A 19,537-nucleotide genomic window follows, 5' to 3' on the forward strand; every position below is an offset into this window, starting at 1 on the left:
GCAAGCCAACCACCCCGGTGCCCGGCCGCCCAAATCGGGGGTCGCACGATCATGGGAACACATGTTCTATTCTGTGCCCAGTGCTAGCGAGGAGGGCGTCATGCGCTGGGAGAACCTCACCGAGGACGGCGAACACGGCCGGGCCGGGACCGCGCTGTTCGGCGCGGACGCCGTCACCACCCGCACCTTCGACACGCCCGAGTTCCGCGGGATCACCTTCCACGAGGTCCGGGCGCGCTCGGTGCTCAACCGGGTGCCGGGCGCCTCGCGCATGCCGTTCGAGTGGACCGTCAATCCCTACCGCGGCTGCACGCACGCGTGCGTGTACTGCTTCGCCAGGAAGACCCACAGTTATCTGGACCTCGACACCGGCATCGGCTTCGACACCCAGATCGTCGTCAAGGTGAACGCGCCCGAGGTGCTGCGCCGCCAGCTGGCCTCCCGGCGCTGGCAGGGCGATCACGTGGCGATGGGCACGAACGTCGACTGCTACCAGCGCGCGGAGGGCCGCTACCGGCTGATGCCGGGCATCATCGGCGCCCTCACCGAGCACGCCAATCCGTTCTCGATCCTCACCAAGGGCACCCTGATCCTGCGCGACCTGGACCTGCTGGTGCGGGCGGCCGAGGTGACGGACGTGGGCATCTCGGTCTCCGTCGGCTTCCTCGACACCGAGCTGTGGCGCACGGTGGAGCCGGGCACGCCCGCGCCCGAGCGCCGGCTGGACGTCGTGCGCACCCTGGGCGAACACGGCATCGGCTGCGGGGTGCTGATGGCACCGGTGATCCCGTTCCTGAGCGACCATCCGGACCAGCTGCGCGCCACGGTACGGGCGTTGGCGGAGGCCGGGGCCACCTCGGTGACCCCGCTCACGCTGCACCTGCGCCCCGGTGCGCGGGAGTGGTTCATGGCCTGGCTCGCCCGGCACCACCCGCACCTGGTGCGGCGCTACGAGCGGCTGTACGCGGAGGGCGCCTACGCACCCAGGTGGTACCAGCGCCGGATCACCCGTCAGGTGCACGAGCTGGCCCAGGAGTACGGGATCGGGCCCACGCGCGCGGGCCTGGCCCGCAGGATCCGCCCGCCGGAACCGGCCGACGTGTCCGAGCCGACGCAGCTGACGCTCCTGTGAGGGCCTCGTCCAGGGGGTGAGGCCCGCCCGGCCGCAGGGGGGAGCGTTCGAGGGCTTCGGGCAACCCAAACGGGTCAACTATCCCTACAAAGCGTTCTTCAGAGCGCTCATTCCGGGACGATGCGGCGAGAGAGGTGACCCTCGCGGTCCGCCGAAACCTCCGTCCCGGGAGGACGCATGAGAACACGCGCAGCCGTGCTGTGCGCAGCCGCCGTCGTGCTGGCGGGCTCGGTCACCGCTTTGCCCGCGCAGGCCGCCCCGGCCGCCCCCGCCGCGCGGCTCGCCTGGACGAAGTGCGGCACCGACGACTATCCGACGCTGCAGTGCGCCTCCCTCAAGGTGCCGCTGGACCACGCCGACCCGTCGGGCCGGCAGATCACGCTCGCCCTCTCCCGCGTCCCGCACACCGCGCAGACCTTCCAGGGCCCGCTGCTGGTCAACCCCGGCGGGCCCGGCGGCAGCGGCCTGGACCTCGCCGGACTCGTCGCCTCGGGACTGCCCAGGAGCGTCGCGGCGCAGTACGACGTCATCGGCTTCGACCCGCGCGGCGTCGGCGCGAGCAGCCCGGACCTCGATTGCGCGCCCGGTCACTTCACGACGGTGCGCCCCGACAGTGTGCCCGCCACGGTCGCGCTGGAACGGACGAACCTCGACCGTGCGCAGTCCTTCGCCGCCGCCTGCGGCCGCAAGTACGCGGACGTGCTGCCGTACATCGACACGGTCAGCACCGTGCGCGACATGGACCTGATCCGTGCGGCCGTCGGCGCGCCGAAGGTCAGCTACTTCGGCTACTCCTACGGCACCTACCTCGGCGCGGTGTACGCGAAGCTGTACCCGCAGCGGGTCCGCCGTATGGTGCTGGACTCGGTCGTCGACCCGACCGGCGTCTGGTACGAGGACAACCTCGGCCAGGACTACGCCTTCGACGACCGTCACCGCGCGCTGATGGCCTGGATCGCCCGGTACGACGCGACGTACCACCTCGGCAAGGACCCCCAGCAGGTCGAGGCCGAGTGGTACGCGATGCGGGCGGCCCTGGCGAAGAAGCCGGCCGGCGGCGAGGTGGGCGCCTCCGAGCTGGAGGACACCTTCATCCCCGGCGGCTACTACAACGGCTACTGGCCCGACCTCGCCGAGGCGTTCGCGGCGTACGCGCGCGACAAGAAGTCCGGGCCCCTGATGGAGGCGTACGAGAACCTCGGTGCCGTGGACGACTCCGGCGACAACGGCTACAGCGTCTACTCTGCGGTGCAGTGCCGTGACACCTCCTGGCCCGGCAGCTGGCAGCAGTGGCGCACGGACGCCTGGGCGGTGTACACCAAGGCGCCCTTCATGGCCTGGAACAACCTCTGGTACAACGCGCCGTGCGCCTTCTGGCCGACCGCACGGCGCAAGCCGGTGGACATCGCCAACGCCAAGCTGCCGCCGGTCCTGCTCTTCCAGGCGACCGACGACGCGGCCACGCCGTACCCCGGCGGTGTGACGGTCCACCGTCTGCTCGCCGGTTCCAGCCTGGTGGTCGAGGAGGGCGGCGGCAACCACGGCATCACGCTGAGCGGCAACGACTGCCTGGACCGGTACCTGGCCGCCTATCTGACGGACGGCCGGGTGCCGCGGGGCTCGGGGGTCGCCGACGCGGTCTGCGCCAAGTCCCCCGACCCGAAGCCGGAGGCGCCGAGGGCGGCGTCGGCGGCATCGCGGGGACTGGCGTTGCACCGCTTGCTGGGCTTCCGCTAGGCGCCAGGCGCTCCGCTGAGGGCGCCGCCGTCTGCCGTCGAATGCCGTCTGCCGTCGTCTGCCGTCTGCGGCATGCAGGTGGCCGGTCGCGCAGTTCCCCGCTTCGGGGCGCTGTCAGTGGGCTGGTCCATCATGGGGCCATGAGTGAACCGACCCGGATCGCCGCCCCGGACGGCGTCGCCCCCGCGGCCCAGTACAGCCATGTCGTCTCGGCGGCCGGCCGCTTCGTCGCCGTGTCCGGCCAACTCGCCCTGGACGAGCAGGGCAAGCTGGTCGGCAGGGGCGACCCCGCGGCTCAGGCACGCCAGGTGTTCGAGAATCTGAAGCGCTGTCTGGCCGCCGCCGGTGCCGGTTTCGAACACGTCGTCAAACTGACGTACTTCGTCACCGACACGGCCCATCTCCCCGCGATCCGCGCGGCCCGCGCCGCCCACATACCCGACGACCGCCTCCCGGCGTCCTCCGCGGTGCGGGTGGCCGGGCTGGTGGCCCCGGAGTTCCTGATGGAGATCGAGGCGCTCGCGGTGGTGGGCGACTAGGGGGTGGGGGCGGCGTGCTCTGTCACCTCGTCTCCTCCTTCACCTCGTCTCCTCCTTCTGCTGCGGGATCCGTGCCAGTGCGTGCACCGCCGCCTCGGCCAGGGCCGGGTGGGCCAGGGCCTCGGTCAGGACCCGGCGGGCGCGGGGGTCGCCCAGCAGGCCGAGGCCCTCCACGCAGGCGAGGGCGACCCGGCGGTAGGGGTCGTGCGGGCGCAGGCGGCGTTCCAGGGTGGTGATCAGGGCGGGCACGGACTCGGGCGCGCCGAGTGCGGCCAGCAGCCGTACCGGGTGCAGGGCGTAGGCCACGCGCAGTTCGTTCGTCGCCAGGGCCGCCGCCGCGCGGGCCGTGCGGGGGTCGCCGAGGCGGGCGAGGGCGTAGGCGGCAGAGGCGCAGCGGGGCGGGTCGCGGTGGTTGAGGAGGAGCACCAGGGACTCGAAGGCGCGCCGGTCGCCCGCGAGGCCGAGCCGGAACGCGGCCAGTTCCCTGGCCCACAGCGGCTGTCCGGGCGCGGTGAGCACATGAGCGAGTTCGTCGTGGTCCTCGGTCGCGAGCAGCCGGTCGTACGCCGCCGAGCCGCCCGACTCCTGCCGTAAGCGCTCCGTGAGTGATCGCAACTCTTCGTCCACGAAGGCCAGCGTAGGGGGGTGGCGAGGCCGGAGGGAGCTACATCACAAAGTCCGGTGCGAACTGGGGGCTGGCGCGCTCGTTACCCGCCGGTTAAGCTCAGACGAGCGAGTTACCCACTCGCGCTTCCGCTGACGACGGTCTGGTGACGCGGCCGTCGTGAGCATTGGTCGGTTCGGTACGACGTGTACCGCAGTACGACCCGGCTCCGGGACAGGGCCGGTCGGATTCCCTGCCGAGTGCCACTCGCGGGCGATGTGCATCGCCCGTGGCACCGGCGGCACCGGGCGTGTGCGCTCAGCAGCCCGGCAACACCCGCATCCCTTCCGCTCCGCGGTGCGCCCCTCGGCGCACCCGGCGCGTTCCTCGTCGTCACCCTCATTCCTGGAGTCCCGCGATGGCCACTCCCCTTTCCGACTCAGCTCTGTCCCCGCTCAAGACGATCGCCGTCGTCGGCCTCGGCACCATGGGCACCGGCATCACCGAGGTCCTCGCCAAGGCGGGCCGCGAGGTGATCGGCATCGACATCAGCGAGGCCCAGGCCGCGAAGTCGCGCGCCGCCCTGGAGGCCTCCACCGCCCGCTGTGTCGAGCGCGGCCGGCTCACCGAGCAGGAGCGCGCCGAGGCCCTCGCCCGGGTCCGCACCGGCACCGACCTCGCCGCGGCGGCCGACGCCGACCTCGTCATCGAGGTGGCTCCCGAGTCGTACGAGATCAAGCAGCAGATCTTCCGCGAGCTGGACGGCATCGTCCGCCCGGAGACGATCCTCGCGACCGGCACCAACGCGCTGTCCGTCACCCGGCTCGCGGCCGACTCGGCCCGCCCCGAGCGGGTGCTCGGCCTGCACTTCTTCAACCCGGCCCCGGCGATGAAGCTGGTCGAGGTGGTCTCCTCGGTGCTGACCGCACCGCAGGCCGTCGCCGCGGTCACGGACCTCGCGATCGAGCTGGGCAAGGAGCCGGTGGCGGTCGGCGACCGTCCCGGTTTCGTCGCGGACGGCCTGCTCTTCGGCTACCTCAACCAGGCCGCCGCGATGTACGAGGCCCGGTACGCCTCCCGCGAGGACATCGACGCGGCGATGCGGCTCGGCTGCGGCCTGCCGATGGGCCCGCTCGCGCTGCTGGACCTGATCGGCGTCGACACGGCGCGTACGGTCCTGGAGGCCATGTACGCCGAGTCCCGCGACCGGCTGCACGCCCCGGCGCCGATCCTGAAGCAGCTCAGCGAGGCGGGGCTGACCGGCCGCAAGTCCGGGCGGGGCTTCTACACCTATGCGGCGCCGGGCAGCGCCACGGTCGTGCCGGACGCGCTGACCCCTGCGGCGGACGGTGCGACGACTCGGGGCCGCGACATCCGCTCCGTCGGCGTCGCCGGCTCGGGCACCATGGCGTCCGGCATCGCCGAGGTCTTCGCCAAGGGGGGCTACGACGTCGTCCTGGCCGCCCGCAGCGCGGAGAAGGCCCAGGCCGCCAAGGCCCGTATCGGCAAGTCTCTTTCGCGCTCTGTCGACAAGGGCCGGCTGACCGCCGAGGCCGCCGCGCAGATCCTGGACCGGATCACCCCGGCGGGCTCCTACGACGCCTTCGCCGAGGTCGACCTGGCGGTCGAGGCGATCGCCGAGGACCTGGAGATCAAGCGGCAGCTGTTCGCCACGCTGGACAAGATCTGCAAGCCCGGCGCGGTCCTCGCCACCACCACCTCCTCGCTGCCCGTCGTGGCCTGCGCCCGCGCCACCTCGCGCCCGCAGGACGTGATCGGCATGCACTTCTTCAACCCGGCGCCGGCGATGAAGCTGGTGGAGGTCGTGCGGACCGTGCTGACGGCCGACGACGTCCACGCGACCGTCCACGAGGTCTGCACGAAGATCAAGAAGCATGCGGTGGACTGCGGCGACCGGGCCGGCTTCATCGTGAACGCGCTGCTGTTCCCGTACCTCAACAACGCGATCAAGATGGTCCAGGAGCACTATGCGTCCCTGGACGACATCGACGCGGCGATGAAGCTCGGCGGCGGCTACCCGATGGGTCCCTTCGAGCTGCTGGACGTGGTCGGCCTGGACGTCTCGCTGGCCATCGAGAAGGTCCTGCACCGCGAGTTCCGCGACCCCGGCCTCGCCCCGGCCCCGCTGCTGGAGCACCTGGTGGCCGCGGGCTGCCTCGGCCGCAAGACCGGCCGCGGCTTCCGCGAGTATGCCCGCCGCTGACGGCGGCGGCGACTGGTCCCACGCGGAGACCGACTGGGGCGGACTGCTCGGCCCCGCGGACGTGCCCCCGCCCTCCTGGGGCGGGGGCGGTCCCGGGGGCGGGAGAAACCCCGCACCCGCGCACCGAACTGCGCACATGCAGTACGTTCGGGTCATGTCCCAGCCCGCCAAGTCCTCCCGTACACCAGCTACGCCCGACGCGCCGGAAAGTGCCGCAGGCAGTCGCGCCGCCGCCCAGCGGCTCAAGATGCGCCGAGAACTGGCGGCCGCAGCCATGGAGCTGTTCGCGACCAAGGGGTACGAGGCGACCACCGTCGACGAGATCGCGGCCGCCGCCGGGGTCGCCCGCCGCACCTTCTTCCGCCACTTCCGTTCCAAGGAAGAGGCGATCTTCCCGGACCACGACGACACGCTGATCCGCGCCGAGGCGGTCCTCAACGCCGCCCCCGCGCACGAGCATCCGCTCGACACCGTCTGCCGCGGCATCAAGGAAGTCATGAAGATGTACGCGGCCCGGCCGGAGATCTCGGTCGCCCGCTACAAGCTCACCCGAGAGGTGCCCACTCTGCGGGAGGCCGAGATCGCCTCGGTCGCCCGCTACGAGCGCCTCTTCACCCGTTACCTGCTCGGCCACTTCGACGAGCACGCGCACGCCGACGACGCCAACGACGACCCGCTGCTGGCCGAGGTGGCCGCCTCGGCGGTCGTCACCGCCCACAACCACGTCCTCAGGCGCTGGCTCCGGGCAGGCGGCCAGGGGGACGTGGAGGCGCAGCTGGACCACGCCTTCGCGATCGTACGCAAGACGTTCGGCTCGGGCATCGGCGCCGGCCGCGGCACCGCCGCGAAGCCGGCGGCCACGGTCCCCGCGACGGCGTCCGCGCACGGCGAGGTCCTCGTCACGGTCGCCCGCACCGACGCCCCGCTGGACGAGGTCATGCGGACCATCGAAGAGGCACTGAAGGAGCGCTGAGCCCGCTTCCCCGCTGTGACGACGGCCACCCGACCGGGTGGCCGTTTTGGCATGTCAGGGCCTGTTTTCCAGCAGATTTCAGGGCCCGTTCGATCGATCATCGCTCATTTGTTACGTAAAGATTTCATCTGAGGCCAAGTTCTGGCACTCAGTGCCTTGTCACCTGACACGCGGTGTCATACGTTGAAGGTGTCCGGGCTGTCCCGGCAGGCCCACCGCCTGCGCGCCCGGTCGCCTGCGTCACAGGCACCTCCCGCGCCACAAAGCGCTGCCGAAGCACCACCGAGCCGAACCGACGGCACCTCCAAAACCCTCAGCAGCAGCACTCAACGCAGCACCGACGAACCCTCAGCGCCCCTCCCTCAGGGCGCTCACCGCCGGAGGCAACACCGTGACCGTGAAGGACATCCTGGACGCGATCCAGTCGAAGGACGCCACGTCCGCCGACTTCGCCGCCCTGCCGCTCCCCGAGTCGTACCGTGCGATCACCGTGCACAAGGACGAGACGGAGATGTTCGCGGGTCTGGAGACCCGCGACAAGGACCCGCGCAAGTCCATCCACCTCGACGAGGTGCCCGTGCCCGAACTCGGCCCGGGCGAGGCCCTGGTGGCCGTCATGGCCTCCTCGGTCAACTACAACTCGGTGTGGACCTCGATCTTCGAACCGCTGTCCACCTTCGGGTTCCTGGAGCGCTACGGCCGCACCAACGAGCTGGCCAAGCGCCACGACCTGCCGTACCACATCATCGGCTCCGACCTCGCGGGCGTCGTCCTGCGCACCGGCCCGGGCGTCAACGCCTGGAAGCCCGGTGACGAGGTCGTCGCCCACTGCCTGTCCGTCGAGCTGGAGTCCTCCGACGGCCACAACGACACGATGCTCGACCCGGAGCAGCGCATCTGGGGCTTCGAGACCAACTTCGGCGGCCTCGCCGAGATCGCCCTGGTCAAGTCCAACCAGCTGATGCCGAAGCCGGACCACCTCAGCTGGGAGGAGGCCGCGGCCCCGGGCCTGGTGAACTCCACCGCCTACCGCCAGCTGGTCTCCCGCAACGGCGCCGGCATGAAGCAGGGCGACAACGTGCTCATCTGGGGCGCGAGCGGCGGCCTCGGCTCCTACGCCACGCAGTTCGCCCTGGCCGGCGGCGCCAACCCGATCTGCGTCGTCTCCAGCGAGCAGAAGGCGGACATCTGCCGCGCGATGGGCGCCGAGGCGATCATCGACCGCAACGCCGAGGGCTACAAGTTCTGGAAGGACGAGGAGACCCAGGACCCGAAGGAGTGGAAGCGCTTCGGCAAGCGCATCCGCGAGCTGACCGGCGGCGAGGACGTCGACATCGTCTTCGAGCACCCCGGCCGCGAGACCTTCGGCGCCTCGGTCTACGTCACCCGCAAGGGCGGCACCATCGTCACCTGCGCCTCCACGTCCGGCTACATGCACCAGTACGACAACCGGTACCTGTGGATGTCCCTGAAGCGGATCATCGGCTCCCACTTCGCCAACTACCGCGAGGCCTGGGAGGCCAACCGCCTCATCGCCAAGGGCAAGATCCACCCGACGCTGTCGAAGGTGTACTCGCTGGAGGACACCGGCCAGGCCGCCCACGACGTCCACCGCAACGTCCACCAGGGCAAGGTCGGCGTGCTCTGCCTCGCGCCCGAGGAAGGCCTCGGTGTGCGCAACGAGGAGATGCGCGCCAAGCACATCGACGCCATCAACCGCTTCCGGAACGTCTGAGAGCCATAGATGACAGAGCGTCAGAAGGACCGTCCGTGGCTCATGCGGACGTACGCCGGCCACTCGACGGCCGAGGCGTCCAACGAGCTGTACCGGCGCAACCTCGCCAAGGGCCAGACCGGTCTGTCGGTGGCGTTCGACCTGCCGACGCAGACCGGCTACGACCCCGACCACATCCTCGCCCGCGGCGAGGTCGGCCGGGTGGGCGTGCCCGTCGCGCACCTCGGTGACATGCGCCGGCTGTTCCAGGACATCCCCCTGGAGCAGATGAACACCTCGATGACGATCAACGCCACCGCCATGTGGCTGCTGGCGCTCTACCAGGTCGTCGCCGAGGAGCAGGGCGCGGACATCACCAAGCTCCAGGGCACGACCCAGAACGACATCGTCAAGGAGTACCTGTCCCGCGGGACCCATGTGTTCCCGCCGGGACCGTCGCTCCGCCTGACGACGGACATGATCGCGTACACGGTCTCCCACATCCCGAAGTGGAACCCGATCAACATCTGCAGCTACCACCTGCAGGAGGCCGGGGCCACGCCGGTGCAGGAGATCGCGTACGCGATGTCCACCGCCATCGCCGTCCTGGACGCCGTGCGCGACTCCGGCCAGGTGCCGCAGGAGCGCATGGGTGACGTCGTCGCCCGCATCTCCTTCTTCGTGAACGCGGGCGTCCGCTTCATCGAGGAGATGTGCAAGATGCGGGCCTTCGGCCGCATCTGGGACAAGGTCACACGGGAGCGGTACGGCATCGAGAACCCCAAGCAGCGCCGCTTCCGCTACGGCGTCCAGGTCAACTCGCTCGGCCTGACCGAGGCGCAGCCGGAGAACAACGTCCAGCGGATCGTGCTGGAGATGCTGGCGGTCACCCTCTCCAAGGACGCACGCGCGCGTGCCGTGCAGCTGCCCGCCTGGAACGAGGCCCTCGGCCTGCCCCGCCCCTGGGACCAGCAGTGGTCGCTGCGCATCCAGCAGGTGCTGGCGCACGAGAGCGACCTGCTGGAGTACGAGGACATCTTCGAGGGCTCGCACGTCATCGAGGCCAAGGTGAACGCCCTCGTCGAGGAGTCCCTCGCGGAGATCGACCGGATCCAGGAGATGGGCGGTGCGATGGCCGCCGTCGAGTCCGGTTACCTCAAGGCGCAGCTGGTCTCCTCGCACGCCGAGCGGCGGGCGCGGATCGAGTCCGGCCAGGAGAAGATCGTCGGCGTCAACATATTCGAGACGACCGAGCCCAACCCGCTGACGGCCGATCTGGACACCGCGATCATGACGGTCGATCCGGCGGTCGAGGCCCGCGTCATCGCCTCGCTGCAGCAGTGGCGCGACACGCGCTACCAGCCGCCCTTCAACCACCCGCGCCCCTGCAAGGCGCTGGAGCGGCTGAAGGAGGCCGCCAAGGGCACCGACAACCTGATGGAGGCCACGCTGGAGTGCGCCCGCGCCGGGGTCACGACCGGCGAGTGGGCCGCGGCCCTGCGCGAGGTGTTCGGCGAGTACCGGGCGCCCACCGGGGTCTCCTCCGCTCCGGTGGCCGTCGCCGCCGAGCCGGGTTCCGCGCTCGCCGAGGTCCGCGCCAAGGTGGACGCCACGGCGCGCGACCTGGGCGTGGGCAAGCTGCGCTTCCTGGTCGGCAAGCCGGGCCTGGACGGGCACTCCAACGGCGCCGAGCAGATCGCCGTACGCGCGCGTGACGCCGGCTTCGAGGTGGTCTACCAGGGCATCCGGCTCACCCCGGAGCAGATCGTGGACGCGGCCCTCGCCGAGGACGTGCACGCGGTGGGCCTGTCGATCCTGTCCGGTTCGCACGCCCAGCTGGTGCCGGACGTGCTCCAGCGGCTGCGTGTGGCCGGTGCCACAGATATACCCGTGATCGCAGGTGGCATCATCCCGAACGGGGACGCCGACCAGCTCAGGGCCGCCGGAGTGGCCGCCGTCTTCACCCCGAAGGACTTCGACATCACCGGAATCATCGGCCGCATCGTCGACGAGATCCGGAAAGCGAACAAGCTCGACCCTCTGGAGGTCCCCGCATGACCACCCCCGTCAACCGCCTCCGTCCGCGGCGTTCCTGCCTGGCCGTACCGGGCAGCAACCCGCGCTTCCTGGAGAAGGCGCAGGGTCTTCCGGCGGACCAGGTCTTCCTGGACCTGGAGGACGCGTGCGCGCCGCTCGCCAAGCCGGAGGCGCGGCACACCATCGTCAAGTTCCTCAACGAGGGCGACTGGACGGGCAAGACGCGGGTGGTGCGCGTCAACGACTGGACGACCGAGTGGACGTACCGCGATGTCGTCACGGTGGTCGAGGGTGCCGGCCAGAACCTCGACTGCATCATGCTGCCGAAGGTGCAGAACGCCGAGCAGGTCGTCGCGCTGGACCTTCTGCTCACGCAGATCGAGAAGACGATGGGCTTCGAGGTCGGGAAGATCGGCATCGAGGCGCAGATCGAGAACGCCCAGGGCCTGAACAACGTCAACGCGATCGCCGAGGCCTCCCCGCGCCTGGAGACGATCATCTTCGGCCCGGCCGACTTCATGGCCTCCATCAACATGAAGTCGCTGGTCGTGGGCGAGCAGCCGCCCGGCTACCCGGCGGACGCCTACCACTACATCCTGATGAAGATCCTGATGGCCGCCCGCGCCAACAACCTCCAGGCGATCGACGGCCCCTACCTGCAGATCCGCAACGTCGACGGCTACCGCGAGGTCGCCCGGCGTGCCGCCGCGCTCGGCTTCGACGGCAAGTGGGTGCTGCACCCGGGCCAGGTCGAGGCGTCCAACGAGATCTTCTCGCCCTCGCAGGAGGACTACGACCACGCCGAGCTGATCCTGGACGCGTACGACTACTACACGTCCGAGGCGGGCGGCAAGAAGGGCTCCGCGATGCTCGGCGACGAGATGATCGACGAGGCCAGCCGCAAGATGGCCCTGGTCATCGCGGGCAAGGGCCGGGCCGCCGGCATGCAGCGCACGTCGAAGTTCGAGATCCCCGCCAGCTAAGGAGCCCTGAGCACGATGCAGTTCGGACGCACCTACGAGGAGTTCGAGGTCGGGGCGACGTACAAGCACTGGCCGGGCAAGACGGTCACGGAGTACGACGACCACCTGTTCTGTCTCCTCACCATGAACCACCACCCGCTCCACATGGACACGAACTATGCGGAGAAGACGACGGACTTCGGCAAGAACGTCGTCGTCGGGAACTACATCTACTCGCTGCTGCTCGGCATGTCCGTGCCGGACATCTCCGGCAAGGCGATCGCCAACCTGGAGATCGAGTCGCTCAGGCACGTGGCGCCGACCTTCCACGGCGACACCATCTACGGCGAGACGACCGTGCTCGACAAGTGGCCGTCGAAGTCGAAGAACGACCGCGGGATCGTCTACGTCGAGACCAAGGGCTACAAGCAGGACGGCACGCTCGTGTGTGTCTTCCGCCGCAAGGTCATGGTGCCGACCGAGACCTACATCAAGGAGCGCGGCGGCGAGCAGCCCGGCCGCCCGGAGCTGAAGCAGCAGGAGAAGTAATGGCGCGCCTCGCCCAGACCGCCGGTCTGACCGACGTCCAGCAGGAGATCCTGTCGACGGTCCGTGACTTTGTCGACAAGGAGATCATTCCGGTCGCGACCGAGCTGGAGCACCGCGACGAGTACCCGCAGCAGATCGTCGACGGCCTGAAGGAACTCGGCCTCTTCGGCCTGATGATCCCCGAGGAGTACGGGGGTCTGGGCGAGTCGCTCCTCACCTATGCGCTGTGCGTGGAGGAGATCGCCCGGGGCTGGATGTCGGTGTCCGGCATCATCAACACCCACTTCATCGTCGCGTACATGCTCAAGCAGCACGGTACGCAGGAGCAGAAGGACCACTTCCTGCCGAGGATGGCGGCCGGCGACATCCGGGGCGCCTTCTCGATGTCGGAGCCGGGTCTGGGCTCCGATGTGTCGGCGATCACCTCGAAGGCGGTGAAGGACGGCGACGAGTACGTCCTGAACGGCCAGAAGATGTGGCTGACGAACGGCGGCACGTCCTCCCTCGTGGCCGTTCTCGTCCGGAGTGACGAAGGACACGCCGAGGGAACCGCGCCCCACAAGTCGATGACGACCTTCCTGATCGAGAAGGAGCCGGGCTTCGGCGAGGTCCGGCCGGGCCTGACGATTCCCGGCAAGATCGAGAAGATGGGCTACAAGGGCGTCGACACGACCGAGCTCATCATGGACGGCCTGCGCGTTCCGGCCGATCGGGTGCTCGGCGGGGTCACCGGCCGAGGTTTTTACCAAATGATGGACGGCGTCGAGGTCGGCCGGGTCAACGTGGCGGCGCGCGGCTGCGGCGTCGCCCAGCGCGCCTTCGAGCTGGGTGTGCAGTACGCCCAGCAGCGGCACACCTTCGGCAAGCCGATCGCCCAGCACCAGGCCATTCAGTTCAAGCTGGCGGAGATGGCCACCAAGGTCGAGGCCGCGCATGCGATGATGGTCAACGCGGCACGCAAGAAGGACTCCGGCGAGCGAAACGATCTCGAGGCCGGAATGGCGAAATACCTCGCCTCCGAGTACTGCAAGGAGGTCGTGGAGGACGCCTTCCGCATCCATGGCGGCTACGGCTTCTCCAAGGAGTACGAGATCGAGCGCCTCTACCGCGAGGCCCCGATGCTGCTCATCGGTGAAGGTACCGCCGAGATCCAGAAAATGATCATCGGCCGCCGATTGCTCGAAGAGTACCGGTTCCAGGGCTGAATGTCCGGATACGGGGTGTTTTCTTCGAGAAGAAGATCACACCCCGTTGACGGTGTTCGGCCGCCGACTCGGCTTCCCAGCTTGCCCAGTTGTAGGCCGCGACCGGTACGATCCCCGGAAAGCCGCCGTCCCCCGTCATAGCGCGGCATCATCCGCTACGAAGGTCATCCATGCCCCACAGCCAAACCTCTGCACCTCGCGACAGCCGAGCCGGCGTACGCCTCGCGCGCGGAGCATCGCCGTGGCTTCTCCCGACCGTCGCCACCGCAGCCCTCAGCCTGGCCCGTGCCCGACGCTCCGGCGCGGCCCGGGCCGTGGCCGTCCCCGCCACCGCCCTGGCGGCGGGCATGCTGTGGTTCTTCCGCGACCCCGAGCGCGAGATCGCCCCGGGCCGGGTCATCTCGCCCGCCGACGGTGTGGTGCAGAGCATCATGCCGTGGAAGGACGGGCGCACCCGCGTCGCGATCTTCATGAGCCCGCTGAACGTCCACGTCAACCGCGCGCCCCTCGCGGGCACGGTGACGTCCGTCGAGCACATCCCCGGCGGCTTTGTTCCGGCTTTCAACAAGGAGAGCGAGAACAACGAGCGCGTAGTCTGGCATTTCGACACCGAACTCGGCGACATCGAGATGATCCAGATCGCCGGCGCGGTGGCCCGCCGCATCGTGCCCTACATCCCGGAGGGCACGAAGGTCGAGCAGGGCGACCGTATCGGTCTGATCCGCTTCGGCTCGCGTGTCGACCTCTACCTGCCCGAGGGTGTGGAGGTCGCGGTCGAGGTCGGACAGAAGACCGTGGCTGGGGTGACTCGCATTGACCGTGATTGATCCGGAGACCCAGGCGGGCTGGGTGCCCGAGGCCGACGAGGTGGACGAAGAAGAGGAGATGCCCCTCTCGCTCCGCCTGTCGATAGCGGACACCCTCACCCTGGGGAACGCCACGTGCGGCTTCATGGCGGTGTACTTCACCACCACCGGCATCCTGATCCCGCACCTGACGGGCAATGACGAGTCCGCGGGCATGGCACGGCACAGCGCCGCCACGGCCGTCATCCTGATGCTCTGCGCGGCCGTCTTCGACCTGTTCGACGGACTGGTGGCCCGGAAGCTGCGCTCGTCCCCCATGGGCGCGGAGCTGGACAACCTCTCCGACCTGATCAGCTTCGGGCTGGCGCCCGCGTACTTCGTGCTGGTCTACGGCATGGTCGCGGACGACGCGCACCAGCGGGTGGCGGCGGTGGGGGCGATCGTGGTGCTGCTGGCGGTCGTGCTCAGACTCGCCCGCTTCAGCTGCGTGACGATGAAGGACGGCATGTTCCAGGGCATGCCCTCGCCGTTCGGCGCGCTGACGGTCGTCTCGATCGTGCTGCTGGAGCTGCCGTTCGTGGCGACGCTGCTGGCGATCCTCGGGACCGCCTGGCTGATGGTGAGCCGGGTGGAGTACCCGAAGCCGAGGGGGCGCCTGGCCGGGGCCATGCTGTCCTGGATCGTGCTGTCCATGGGCCTGCTGGCGGCGTGGGCCTTCGACGCGCCGAGCGGCCAGCTCCTGCTGCAGACGGGGTGCGCGCTGCAGCTGGTCATGGGCGCGGTGATTCCGCTGTTCGCCACCGCTCGGCGGGTGAACAACTTCCGCGACAACCGCCGCGAGGCTCGGGCGGCGCAGTTGCCGTAGCCCGGCATACGGGCAAGGGCCCCGGACCCGGTGACGGGTTCGGGGCCCTTCGCTGTCCTCACCCCCTGGGGGCCTCAGTCCCCAGGGGTTCTCAGCCCAGGTAGTCCTCGGCGATCCGGACGGCGACCCGCTCCAGGATCGGCCCCGCATCCGCGATGCACCTGGCGACGTCGGGCTCGACCGAGGTGAGCGGGTAGGCCCGCTCGATCCCGGCCTGCAGCAACGCCTCCGTCGGCAGCGCAAGCCTCCCGCACACCGCCACCACGGCCTTGCCCGCGGAGCGCGCCGCGGCAGCAACCCCCGCCGGTGCCTTCCCGTGCAGCGTCTGCTCGTCCAGCGACCCCTCACCGGTGATCACCAGGGAGGCCCGCGCCAGCGCGGGGGCGAAGCCGAGAACGTCCAGCATGACCTCGATGCCGGGCCGGAAACGGGCGCCCAGCAGCAGCGCGCCGTAGCCGATGCCACCCGCGGCACCCGCACCCGGGGCCGCCGCATGCTCGGCGGCACGCGGGCCCACGGCCGCCTCCAGCACCTTGGCGAAATGGGCGAGCGCCGCGTCCAGGGCGTCCACGTCGTCCGGGGTGGCGCCCTTCTGCGGGCCGTACACCGCCGGCGCGCCCTTCGGCCCGGTCAGCGGATTGTCGACGTCGCTGGCGAGGACCAGCTCCACGGACGACAGCCGCGCGTCCAGGCCGGACAGGTCCGCACGCGCCAGGTCGGCGAGCCCGCCGCCGCCCGGCGAGACCGGTTCCCCGTCCTCGTTCAGGAACCGCGCACCCAGCGCAGCCAGCATGCCCGCGCCGCCGTCCGTCGTGGCGCTGCCGCCGACGCCGAACACGATCGTCCGCGCGCCCGCGTCGAGCGCGGCCCGCAGCAGCTCGCCGGAGCCGTACGTCGACGCCGTCAGCGGCGCGAAGACCCCGGCCGGGAGGCGCTGGAGGCCACTCGCCTCGGCCATCTCCACGACGGCGGTGTCGCCGCGCAGCGCGAACGCGGCCGTCACCTCCTGGCCCAGCGGCCCGGCGACCCGGACCTCCCGCCGCTGGAAACCGGCCGCGACCGCCGCGTCCACGGTCCCGTCGCCGCCGTCGGCCACGGGCAGCGCCTCGACCGACAGGTCCGGCACGACCCGGCGCAGCCCGGCCGTCACCCGCTCGGCGACCTGTACGGCCGTCAGCGAGCCCTTGAACTTGTCCGCGGCGATGAGCACCCGACGGGTCTCGTTCACTGCAGCGTCCGCCACCTTGCTTTCCCCTTGCTCTCCGGGCCCCGCGCACGTCAGGGCCAGTCGCGCCGCTGCGACCTTAACCGGAGGACACCCTCGCCGTCATGCCCCGACCGAAGGCTGGGAAGCGCCCGGGAACGGCCGGGAAGCGCCTGGGAGGCAGCCGGGAGGACGTCGGGAGGAGCCGGGAAGAACCTGGGGAAAACGGGTAGACCCCAGCCATGACCAGCCAGCGCCCCGGACCTGCCGCCCTCGCCGACCGCATCCACGGCGGCTGGCTGGGCCGGATCGCCGGCAACATGCTCGGCAAGCCGGTCGAGCAGGGCGAGGTGTGGACCCGCGAGCGCATCGACCGCTATCTGCGGGGGGCCGCGGCCCTGCCGCTCACCGACTACCTGCCGGAGCCCGCCGACCCGGCCGAGACCGCCGTACTGCGCCCGGAGTGGCGTGTCTGCGTGCGCGGCCGGATCCACGGCAGCTGCCGGGACGACGACGTCGACTACGCGATCCTCGGCCTGCACCTGCTGGAGACGCACGGCTTCGGCTTCAGCACCGAGCAGGTCGGCGACCTGTGGCTGCTCAGGCTGCCGTACCTGCAGACGTTCACCGCGGAACGGGCGGCGTACCGCAACCTCGCGAACGGGCTGAAGCCGCCGCTGACGGCGACGTACGACAACCCGTACCAGGAGTGGATCGGCGCGCTGATCCGCGCCGACGTGCACGGCTGGACGCGCCCCGGCGACCCGGCCGGCGCCGCCGCCCTGGCCCGCCGGGACGCGGTGCTCTCGCACACGGGAAACGGCGTCTACGGAGCCATGTGGGCGGCCGCGCTGATCGCGGCGGCGTTCACCGCGCCGAGCGTGCGGGACGCGCTGGAGAGCGCGCTCGCCGTCATCCCGGCCGGCAGCCGCCTCGCCCGTACCGTACGGCGCGTCATGACCCTGCACGAGACGCGGCTGCCCTGGGAGGAGACCCTGGCCACGCTGTCCGCGGAGACCGCCGGGCTCGGCTGGATCCACACCGTCCCGAACGCCGCGGTCCTCACCGCCGGGCTGCTGTACGGTGACGGCGACTTCACCCGGACCATCACGCTGACCGTGCGCGGCGGCCTGGACACGGACTCCAACGGGGCGACGGCCGGCTCGGTGGCCGGGGTCCTCACCGGCGCGGAGGCGATTCCTTCCCAGTGGAAGGACCCGCTTCAGGACACGGTACGGAGCGCGGTGTTCGGCTTCGACGGCGTTCGGATCAGTGCGCTGGCGGAACGCACCGTGCGCCTGGCGACGGCGGCCCCATAGCCGTACGACGGCTGGTTACCCTTCCCCAATGACCACGACTGGTGACTTCGCCACGTACATCGCGAGCCTGCCCCGCGTCCTCGCCGGTGCCGCCGCGCTCTTCCGGGACGAAGAGGGGCGCGTACTGCTGGTCGAGCCGAACTACCGCGAGGGCTGGGCGCTTCCGGGCGGCACGATCGAGTCGGACGACGGGGAGACACCGCGCCAGGGCGCCCGACGGGAGACGCTGGAGGAGATCGGGCTCGACCGGCAGCTCGGCCGGCTGCTGGCCGTGGACTGGACGCACGGCGAGGGCCGCCCGCCGCTGGTGGCCTACCTGTACGACGGCGGTGTCCTCGGAGACGCCGACCTCAAGGCGATCCGCCTGCAGGAGGAGGAACTGCTCTCCTGGCGGCTGGTCCCGCGCGAGGAGATCACCGCCCACCTGCCCGGCGCCCTCGGCCGCCGCGTCCTGACCGCACTGGACGTCCTGACGGCCGGCTCCGGCACGGCGGAGCTGGAGAACGGCCACCGGGTGGCATGAGCGACCCCGGTCGGGCCGACACCGACCGCGGCTGCCTGCGCCTGGTCCTCGCCGTGCCGCTGACCCTGCTCACCCTCGTCGCCGGCTTCTTCTGCCGGGCGGCACTGGTGACCCGCCCGTCGGGCACCTGGGACCACGACGCGTACGCCGCCATCGTCCTGCCCTGCCTTCCCACCCTCGCCGCCGCGGCGGCCGCGTTCGGGCTGCGGCTGCTCGGCCGACGGGTGCTGGGCCGGCGCTGGGCGACGCTCGGCTGAGGGGTGGGCGGCGTTATCCGTTCGCGGCGCCACGCCCGCCCGGCCTACCCTCGACGGCATGACCAAGCCTCTCGTGGCCGTGCTCAGCGGTGCCGGTGTCTCCACGGATTCGGGGATCCCCGATTATCGCGGTCCGAACGGACTGTGGCGGCGGGATCCGGAGGCCGAGAAGCTCGTCACGTACGAGTACTACATGGCGGACCCGGAGATCCGGCGGCGCTCCTGGCAGATGCGGCGCAAGAACCGCACGCTCCACGCCCAGCCGAACGCCGCACACCGGGCCGTGGCCGAGCTGGAGCGGTCCGGGATACCGGTCAGGGTGATCACACAGAACGTCGACGGACTCCATCAGCTCGCCGGCATGCCCGCCCGCAAGGTGCTCGAACTGCACGGCAGCGCACGGAGCGTGGTCTGTACGAAGTGTCGCGCGCGCGGGCCGATGGAGGACGCCCTCGCCCGTGTCGAGGCCGGAGAGGAGGACCCGGCGTGCCTGGAGTGCGGCGGCATCCTCAAGTCGGCCACGGTGATGTTCGGCGAACGGCTCGACCCCATGGTGCTCGGCGAAGCTGTGGCCATCACCAAAGCCTGCCAGGTGTTCATCGCCGTCGGTACCAGCCTCCAGGTGCAGCCCGCCGCTGCCCTCGCAGGCCTCGCCGCCGACCACGGCGCCCGACTGATCATCATCAACGCCGAGCCCACGCCGTACGACGACCGCGCCGACGAAGTCGTACGGGAACCGATCGGCACCGCACTGCCCAGAATCCTCCGCAGGTTCAGCGCCGAGAGCACGCTCTAGGTGTATTGATCACGAGCGTTGTTAACGCTGGCCGGTCTTGATCGTGGCGAAGGCCCCCGTGTGTGGTGGAGGTGTCGAATCTTCACCGCAC

The 19,537-nt window shown here is 70.5% G+C and carries 18 protein-coding genes; 16 read left to right on the top strand and 2 right to left on the bottom strand.

What is annotated here, in order from left to right; genetic code table 11:
* Positions 1-100 precede the first annotated feature (100 nt).
* The 3 genes from ACIGXP_RS09725 (at position 101) to ACIGXP_RS09735 (ending at position 3,408) form a co-directional block, all read left to right on the top strand.
* On the top strand, positions 101-1,132 hold the full coding sequence (locus ACIGXP_RS09725; protein WP_399766106.1) for an Rv2578c family radical SAM protein: 1,032 nt from the start codon (positions 101-103) through the stop codon (positions 1,130-1,132).
* 177 nt (positions 1,133-1,309) lie between these two features.
* A complete protein-coding gene (locus ACIGXP_RS09730; protein WP_399766109.1) occupies positions 1,310-2,869 on the top strand; it encodes an alpha/beta hydrolase in 1,560 nt (519 codons plus the stop codon).
* A gap of 140 nt (positions 2,870-3,009) precedes the next feature.
* Positions 3,010-3,408 (top strand): RidA family protein, encoded by a 399-nt coding sequence (locus ACIGXP_RS09735; RefSeq protein ID WP_399766112.1) that lies wholly within the window; start codon positions 3,010-3,012, stop codon positions 3,406-3,408.
* 39 nt (positions 3,409-3,447) lie between these two features.
* Here the strand turns inward: ACIGXP_RS09735 and ACIGXP_RS09740 are convergent, their stop codons facing one another.
* Positions 3,448-4,035 carry an adenylosuccinate lyase gene (locus ACIGXP_RS09740; RefSeq protein WP_399766115.1) on the bottom strand — a complete coding sequence of 196 codons (588 nt, stop codon included), beginning with the start codon at positions 4,033-4,035 and terminating at the stop codon, positions 3,448-3,450.
* Positions 4,036-4,430: 395 nt separating this feature from the next.
* Between ACIGXP_RS09740 and ACIGXP_RS09745 the strand changes: the two genes are divergently transcribed.
* From ACIGXP_RS09745 to pssA, 9 genes are all read left to right on the top strand, one after another.
* The gene (locus ACIGXP_RS09745; RefSeq protein ID WP_399766118.1) at positions 4,431-6,236 is read left to right on the top strand and encodes a 3-hydroxyacyl-CoA dehydrogenase family protein; all 1,806 of its coding nucleotides are present in this window, start codon (positions 4,431-4,433) and stop codon (positions 6,234-6,236) included.
* 154 nt (positions 6,237-6,390) lie between these two features.
* Positions 6,391-7,209, top strand: coding sequence for a TetR family transcriptional regulator (locus tag ACIGXP_RS09750; RefSeq protein ID WP_399766121.1), 819 nt, complete (start codon positions 6,391-6,393; stop codon positions 7,207-7,209).
* Between the two features lie 397 nt (positions 7,210-7,606).
* Positions 7,607-8,944, top strand: a complete 1,338-nt coding sequence (gene ccrA, locus ACIGXP_RS09755) for a crotonyl-CoA carboxylase/reductase (RefSeq protein WP_363217076.1) — start codon at positions 7,607-7,609, stop codon at positions 8,942-8,944.
* A gap of 9 nt (positions 8,945-8,953) precedes the next feature.
* Entirely contained in the window at positions 8,954-10,981 is a 2,028-nt protein-coding gene (locus tag ACIGXP_RS09760; protein ID WP_363217072.1) for a protein meaA, read from the top strand.
* Positions 10,978-11,943 carry a CoA ester lyase gene (locus ACIGXP_RS09765; RefSeq protein WP_363217071.1) on the top strand — a complete coding sequence of 322 codons (966 nt, stop codon included), beginning with the start codon at positions 10,978-10,980 and terminating at the stop codon, positions 11,941-11,943. Before ACIGXP_RS09760 ends, ACIGXP_RS09765 begins: the two co-directional genes overlap by 4 nt.
* Before the next feature lie 15 nt (positions 11,944-11,958).
* Complete coding sequence (locus ACIGXP_RS09770; RefSeq protein ID WP_399766125.1) at positions 11,959-12,471, top strand: MaoC family dehydratase; 513 nt, start codon at positions 11,959-11,961, stop codon at positions 12,469-12,471.
* Positions 12,471-13,676, top strand: coding sequence for an acyl-CoA dehydrogenase family protein (locus tag ACIGXP_RS09775; RefSeq protein WP_228620643.1), 1,206 nt, complete (start codon positions 12,471-12,473; stop codon positions 13,674-13,676). Before ACIGXP_RS09770 ends, ACIGXP_RS09775 begins: the two co-directional genes overlap by 1 nt.
* A gap of 170 nt (positions 13,677-13,846) precedes the next feature.
* The gene (locus ACIGXP_RS09780; RefSeq protein ID WP_363217069.1) at positions 13,847-14,503 is read left to right on the top strand and encodes a phosphatidylserine decarboxylase; all 657 of its coding nucleotides are present in this window, start codon (positions 13,847-13,849) and stop codon (positions 14,501-14,503) included.
* 22 nt (positions 14,504-14,525) lie between these two features.
* Positions 14,526-15,347: a CDP-diacylglycerol--serine O-phosphatidyltransferase gene (gene pssA, locus ACIGXP_RS09785; RefSeq protein ID WP_363217075.1), complete on the top strand. Its 822-nt coding sequence runs from the start codon at positions 14,526-14,528 to the stop codon at positions 15,345-15,347.
* A gap of 91 nt (positions 15,348-15,438) precedes the next feature.
* Here the strand turns inward: pssA and ACIGXP_RS09790 are convergent, their stop codons facing one another.
* A complete protein-coding gene (locus tag ACIGXP_RS09790; RefSeq protein WP_363217068.1) occupies positions 15,439-16,575 on the bottom strand; it encodes a glycerate kinase in 1,137 nt (378 codons plus the stop codon).
* A gap of 218 nt (positions 16,576-16,793) precedes the next feature.
* On the opposite strand from ACIGXP_RS09790, the gene ACIGXP_RS09795 reads away from it, so the two are divergent.
* The 4 genes from ACIGXP_RS09795 to ACIGXP_RS09810 are packed head-to-tail and all read left to right on the top strand — an operon-like array spanning position 16,794 to position 19,446.
* The gene (locus tag ACIGXP_RS09795) at positions 16,794-17,870 is read left to right on the top strand and encodes an ADP-ribosylglycohydrolase family protein (protein ID WP_399766131.1); all 1,077 of its coding nucleotides are present in this window, start codon (positions 16,794-16,796) and stop codon (positions 17,868-17,870) included.
* Between the two features lie 28 nt (positions 17,871-17,898).
* Positions 17,899-18,393 carry an NUDIX hydrolase gene (locus ACIGXP_RS09800; protein WP_363217066.1) on the top strand — a complete coding sequence of 165 codons (495 nt, stop codon included), beginning with the start codon at positions 17,899-17,901 and terminating at the stop codon, positions 18,391-18,393.
* Positions 18,390-18,650, top strand: coding sequence for a hypothetical protein (locus tag ACIGXP_RS09805; protein WP_399766134.1), 261 nt, complete (start codon positions 18,390-18,392; stop codon positions 18,648-18,650). The genes ACIGXP_RS09800 and ACIGXP_RS09805 overlap by 4 nt, the downstream gene beginning before the upstream one ends.
* Before the next feature lie 58 nt (positions 18,651-18,708).
* Positions 18,709-19,446, top strand: coding sequence for a Sir2 family NAD-dependent protein deacetylase (locus tag ACIGXP_RS09810; protein ID WP_363217064.1), 738 nt, complete (start codon positions 18,709-18,711; stop codon positions 19,444-19,446).
* Positions 19,447-19,537: the final 91 nt, after the last annotated feature.

It is taken from the genome of Streptomyces sp. NPDC053069 (genome assembly GCF_044546895.1).
Lineage (GTDB): Bacteria > Actinomycetota > Actinomycetes > Streptomycetales > Streptomycetaceae > Streptomyces.

What these genes read in the sequence shown, in the direction of transcription:
- ACIGXP_RS09725 (WP_399766106.1), top strand. Translation starts at nt 101, where the DNA reads ATGCGCTGGGAGAACCTCACCGAGGACGGCGAACACGGCCGGGCCGGG.
- ACIGXP_RS09730 (WP_399766109.1), top strand. Translation starts at nt 1,310, where the DNA reads ATGAGAACACGCGCAGCCGTGCTGTGCGCAGCCGCCGTCGTGCTGGCG.
- ACIGXP_RS09735 (WP_399766112.1), top strand. Translation starts at nt 3,010, where the DNA reads ATGAGTGAACCGACCCGGATCGCCGCCCCGGACGGCGTCGCCCCCGCG.
- ACIGXP_RS09745 (WP_399766118.1), top strand. Translation starts at nt 4,431, where the DNA reads ATGGCCACTCCCCTTTCCGACTCAGCTCTGTCCCCGCTCAAGACGATC.
- ACIGXP_RS09750 (WP_399766121.1), top strand. Translation starts at nt 6,391, where the DNA reads ATGTCCCAGCCCGCCAAGTCCTCCCGTACACCAGCTACGCCCGACGCG.
- ACIGXP_RS09760 (WP_363217072.1), top strand. Translation starts at nt 8,954, where the DNA reads ATGACAGAGCGTCAGAAGGACCGTCCGTGGCTCATGCGGACGTACGCC.
- ACIGXP_RS09765 (WP_363217071.1), top strand. Translation starts at nt 10,978, where the DNA reads ATGACCACCCCCGTCAACCGCCTCCGTCCGCGGCGTTCCTGCCTGGCC.
- ACIGXP_RS09770 (WP_399766125.1), top strand. Translation starts at nt 11,959, where the DNA reads ATGCAGTTCGGACGCACCTACGAGGAGTTCGAGGTCGGGGCGACGTAC.
- ACIGXP_RS09775 (WP_228620643.1), top strand. Translation starts at nt 12,471, where the DNA reads ATGGCGCGCCTCGCCCAGACCGCCGGTCTGACCGACGTCCAGCAGGAG.
- ACIGXP_RS09780 (WP_363217069.1), top strand. Translation starts at nt 13,847, where the DNA reads ATGCCCCACAGCCAAACCTCTGCACCTCGCGACAGCCGAGCCGGCGTA.
- ACIGXP_RS09795 (WP_399766131.1), top strand. Translation starts at nt 16,794, where the DNA reads ATGACCAGCCAGCGCCCCGGACCTGCCGCCCTCGCCGACCGCATCCAC.
- ACIGXP_RS09800 (WP_363217066.1), top strand. Translation starts at nt 17,899, where the DNA reads ATGACCACGACTGGTGACTTCGCCACGTACATCGCGAGCCTGCCCCGC.
- ACIGXP_RS09805 (WP_399766134.1), top strand. Translation starts at nt 18,390, where the DNA reads ATGAGCGACCCCGGTCGGGCCGACACCGACCGCGGCTGCCTGCGCCTG.
- ACIGXP_RS09810 (WP_363217064.1), top strand. Translation starts at nt 18,709, where the DNA reads ATGACCAAGCCTCTCGTGGCCGTGCTCAGCGGTGCCGGTGTCTCCACG.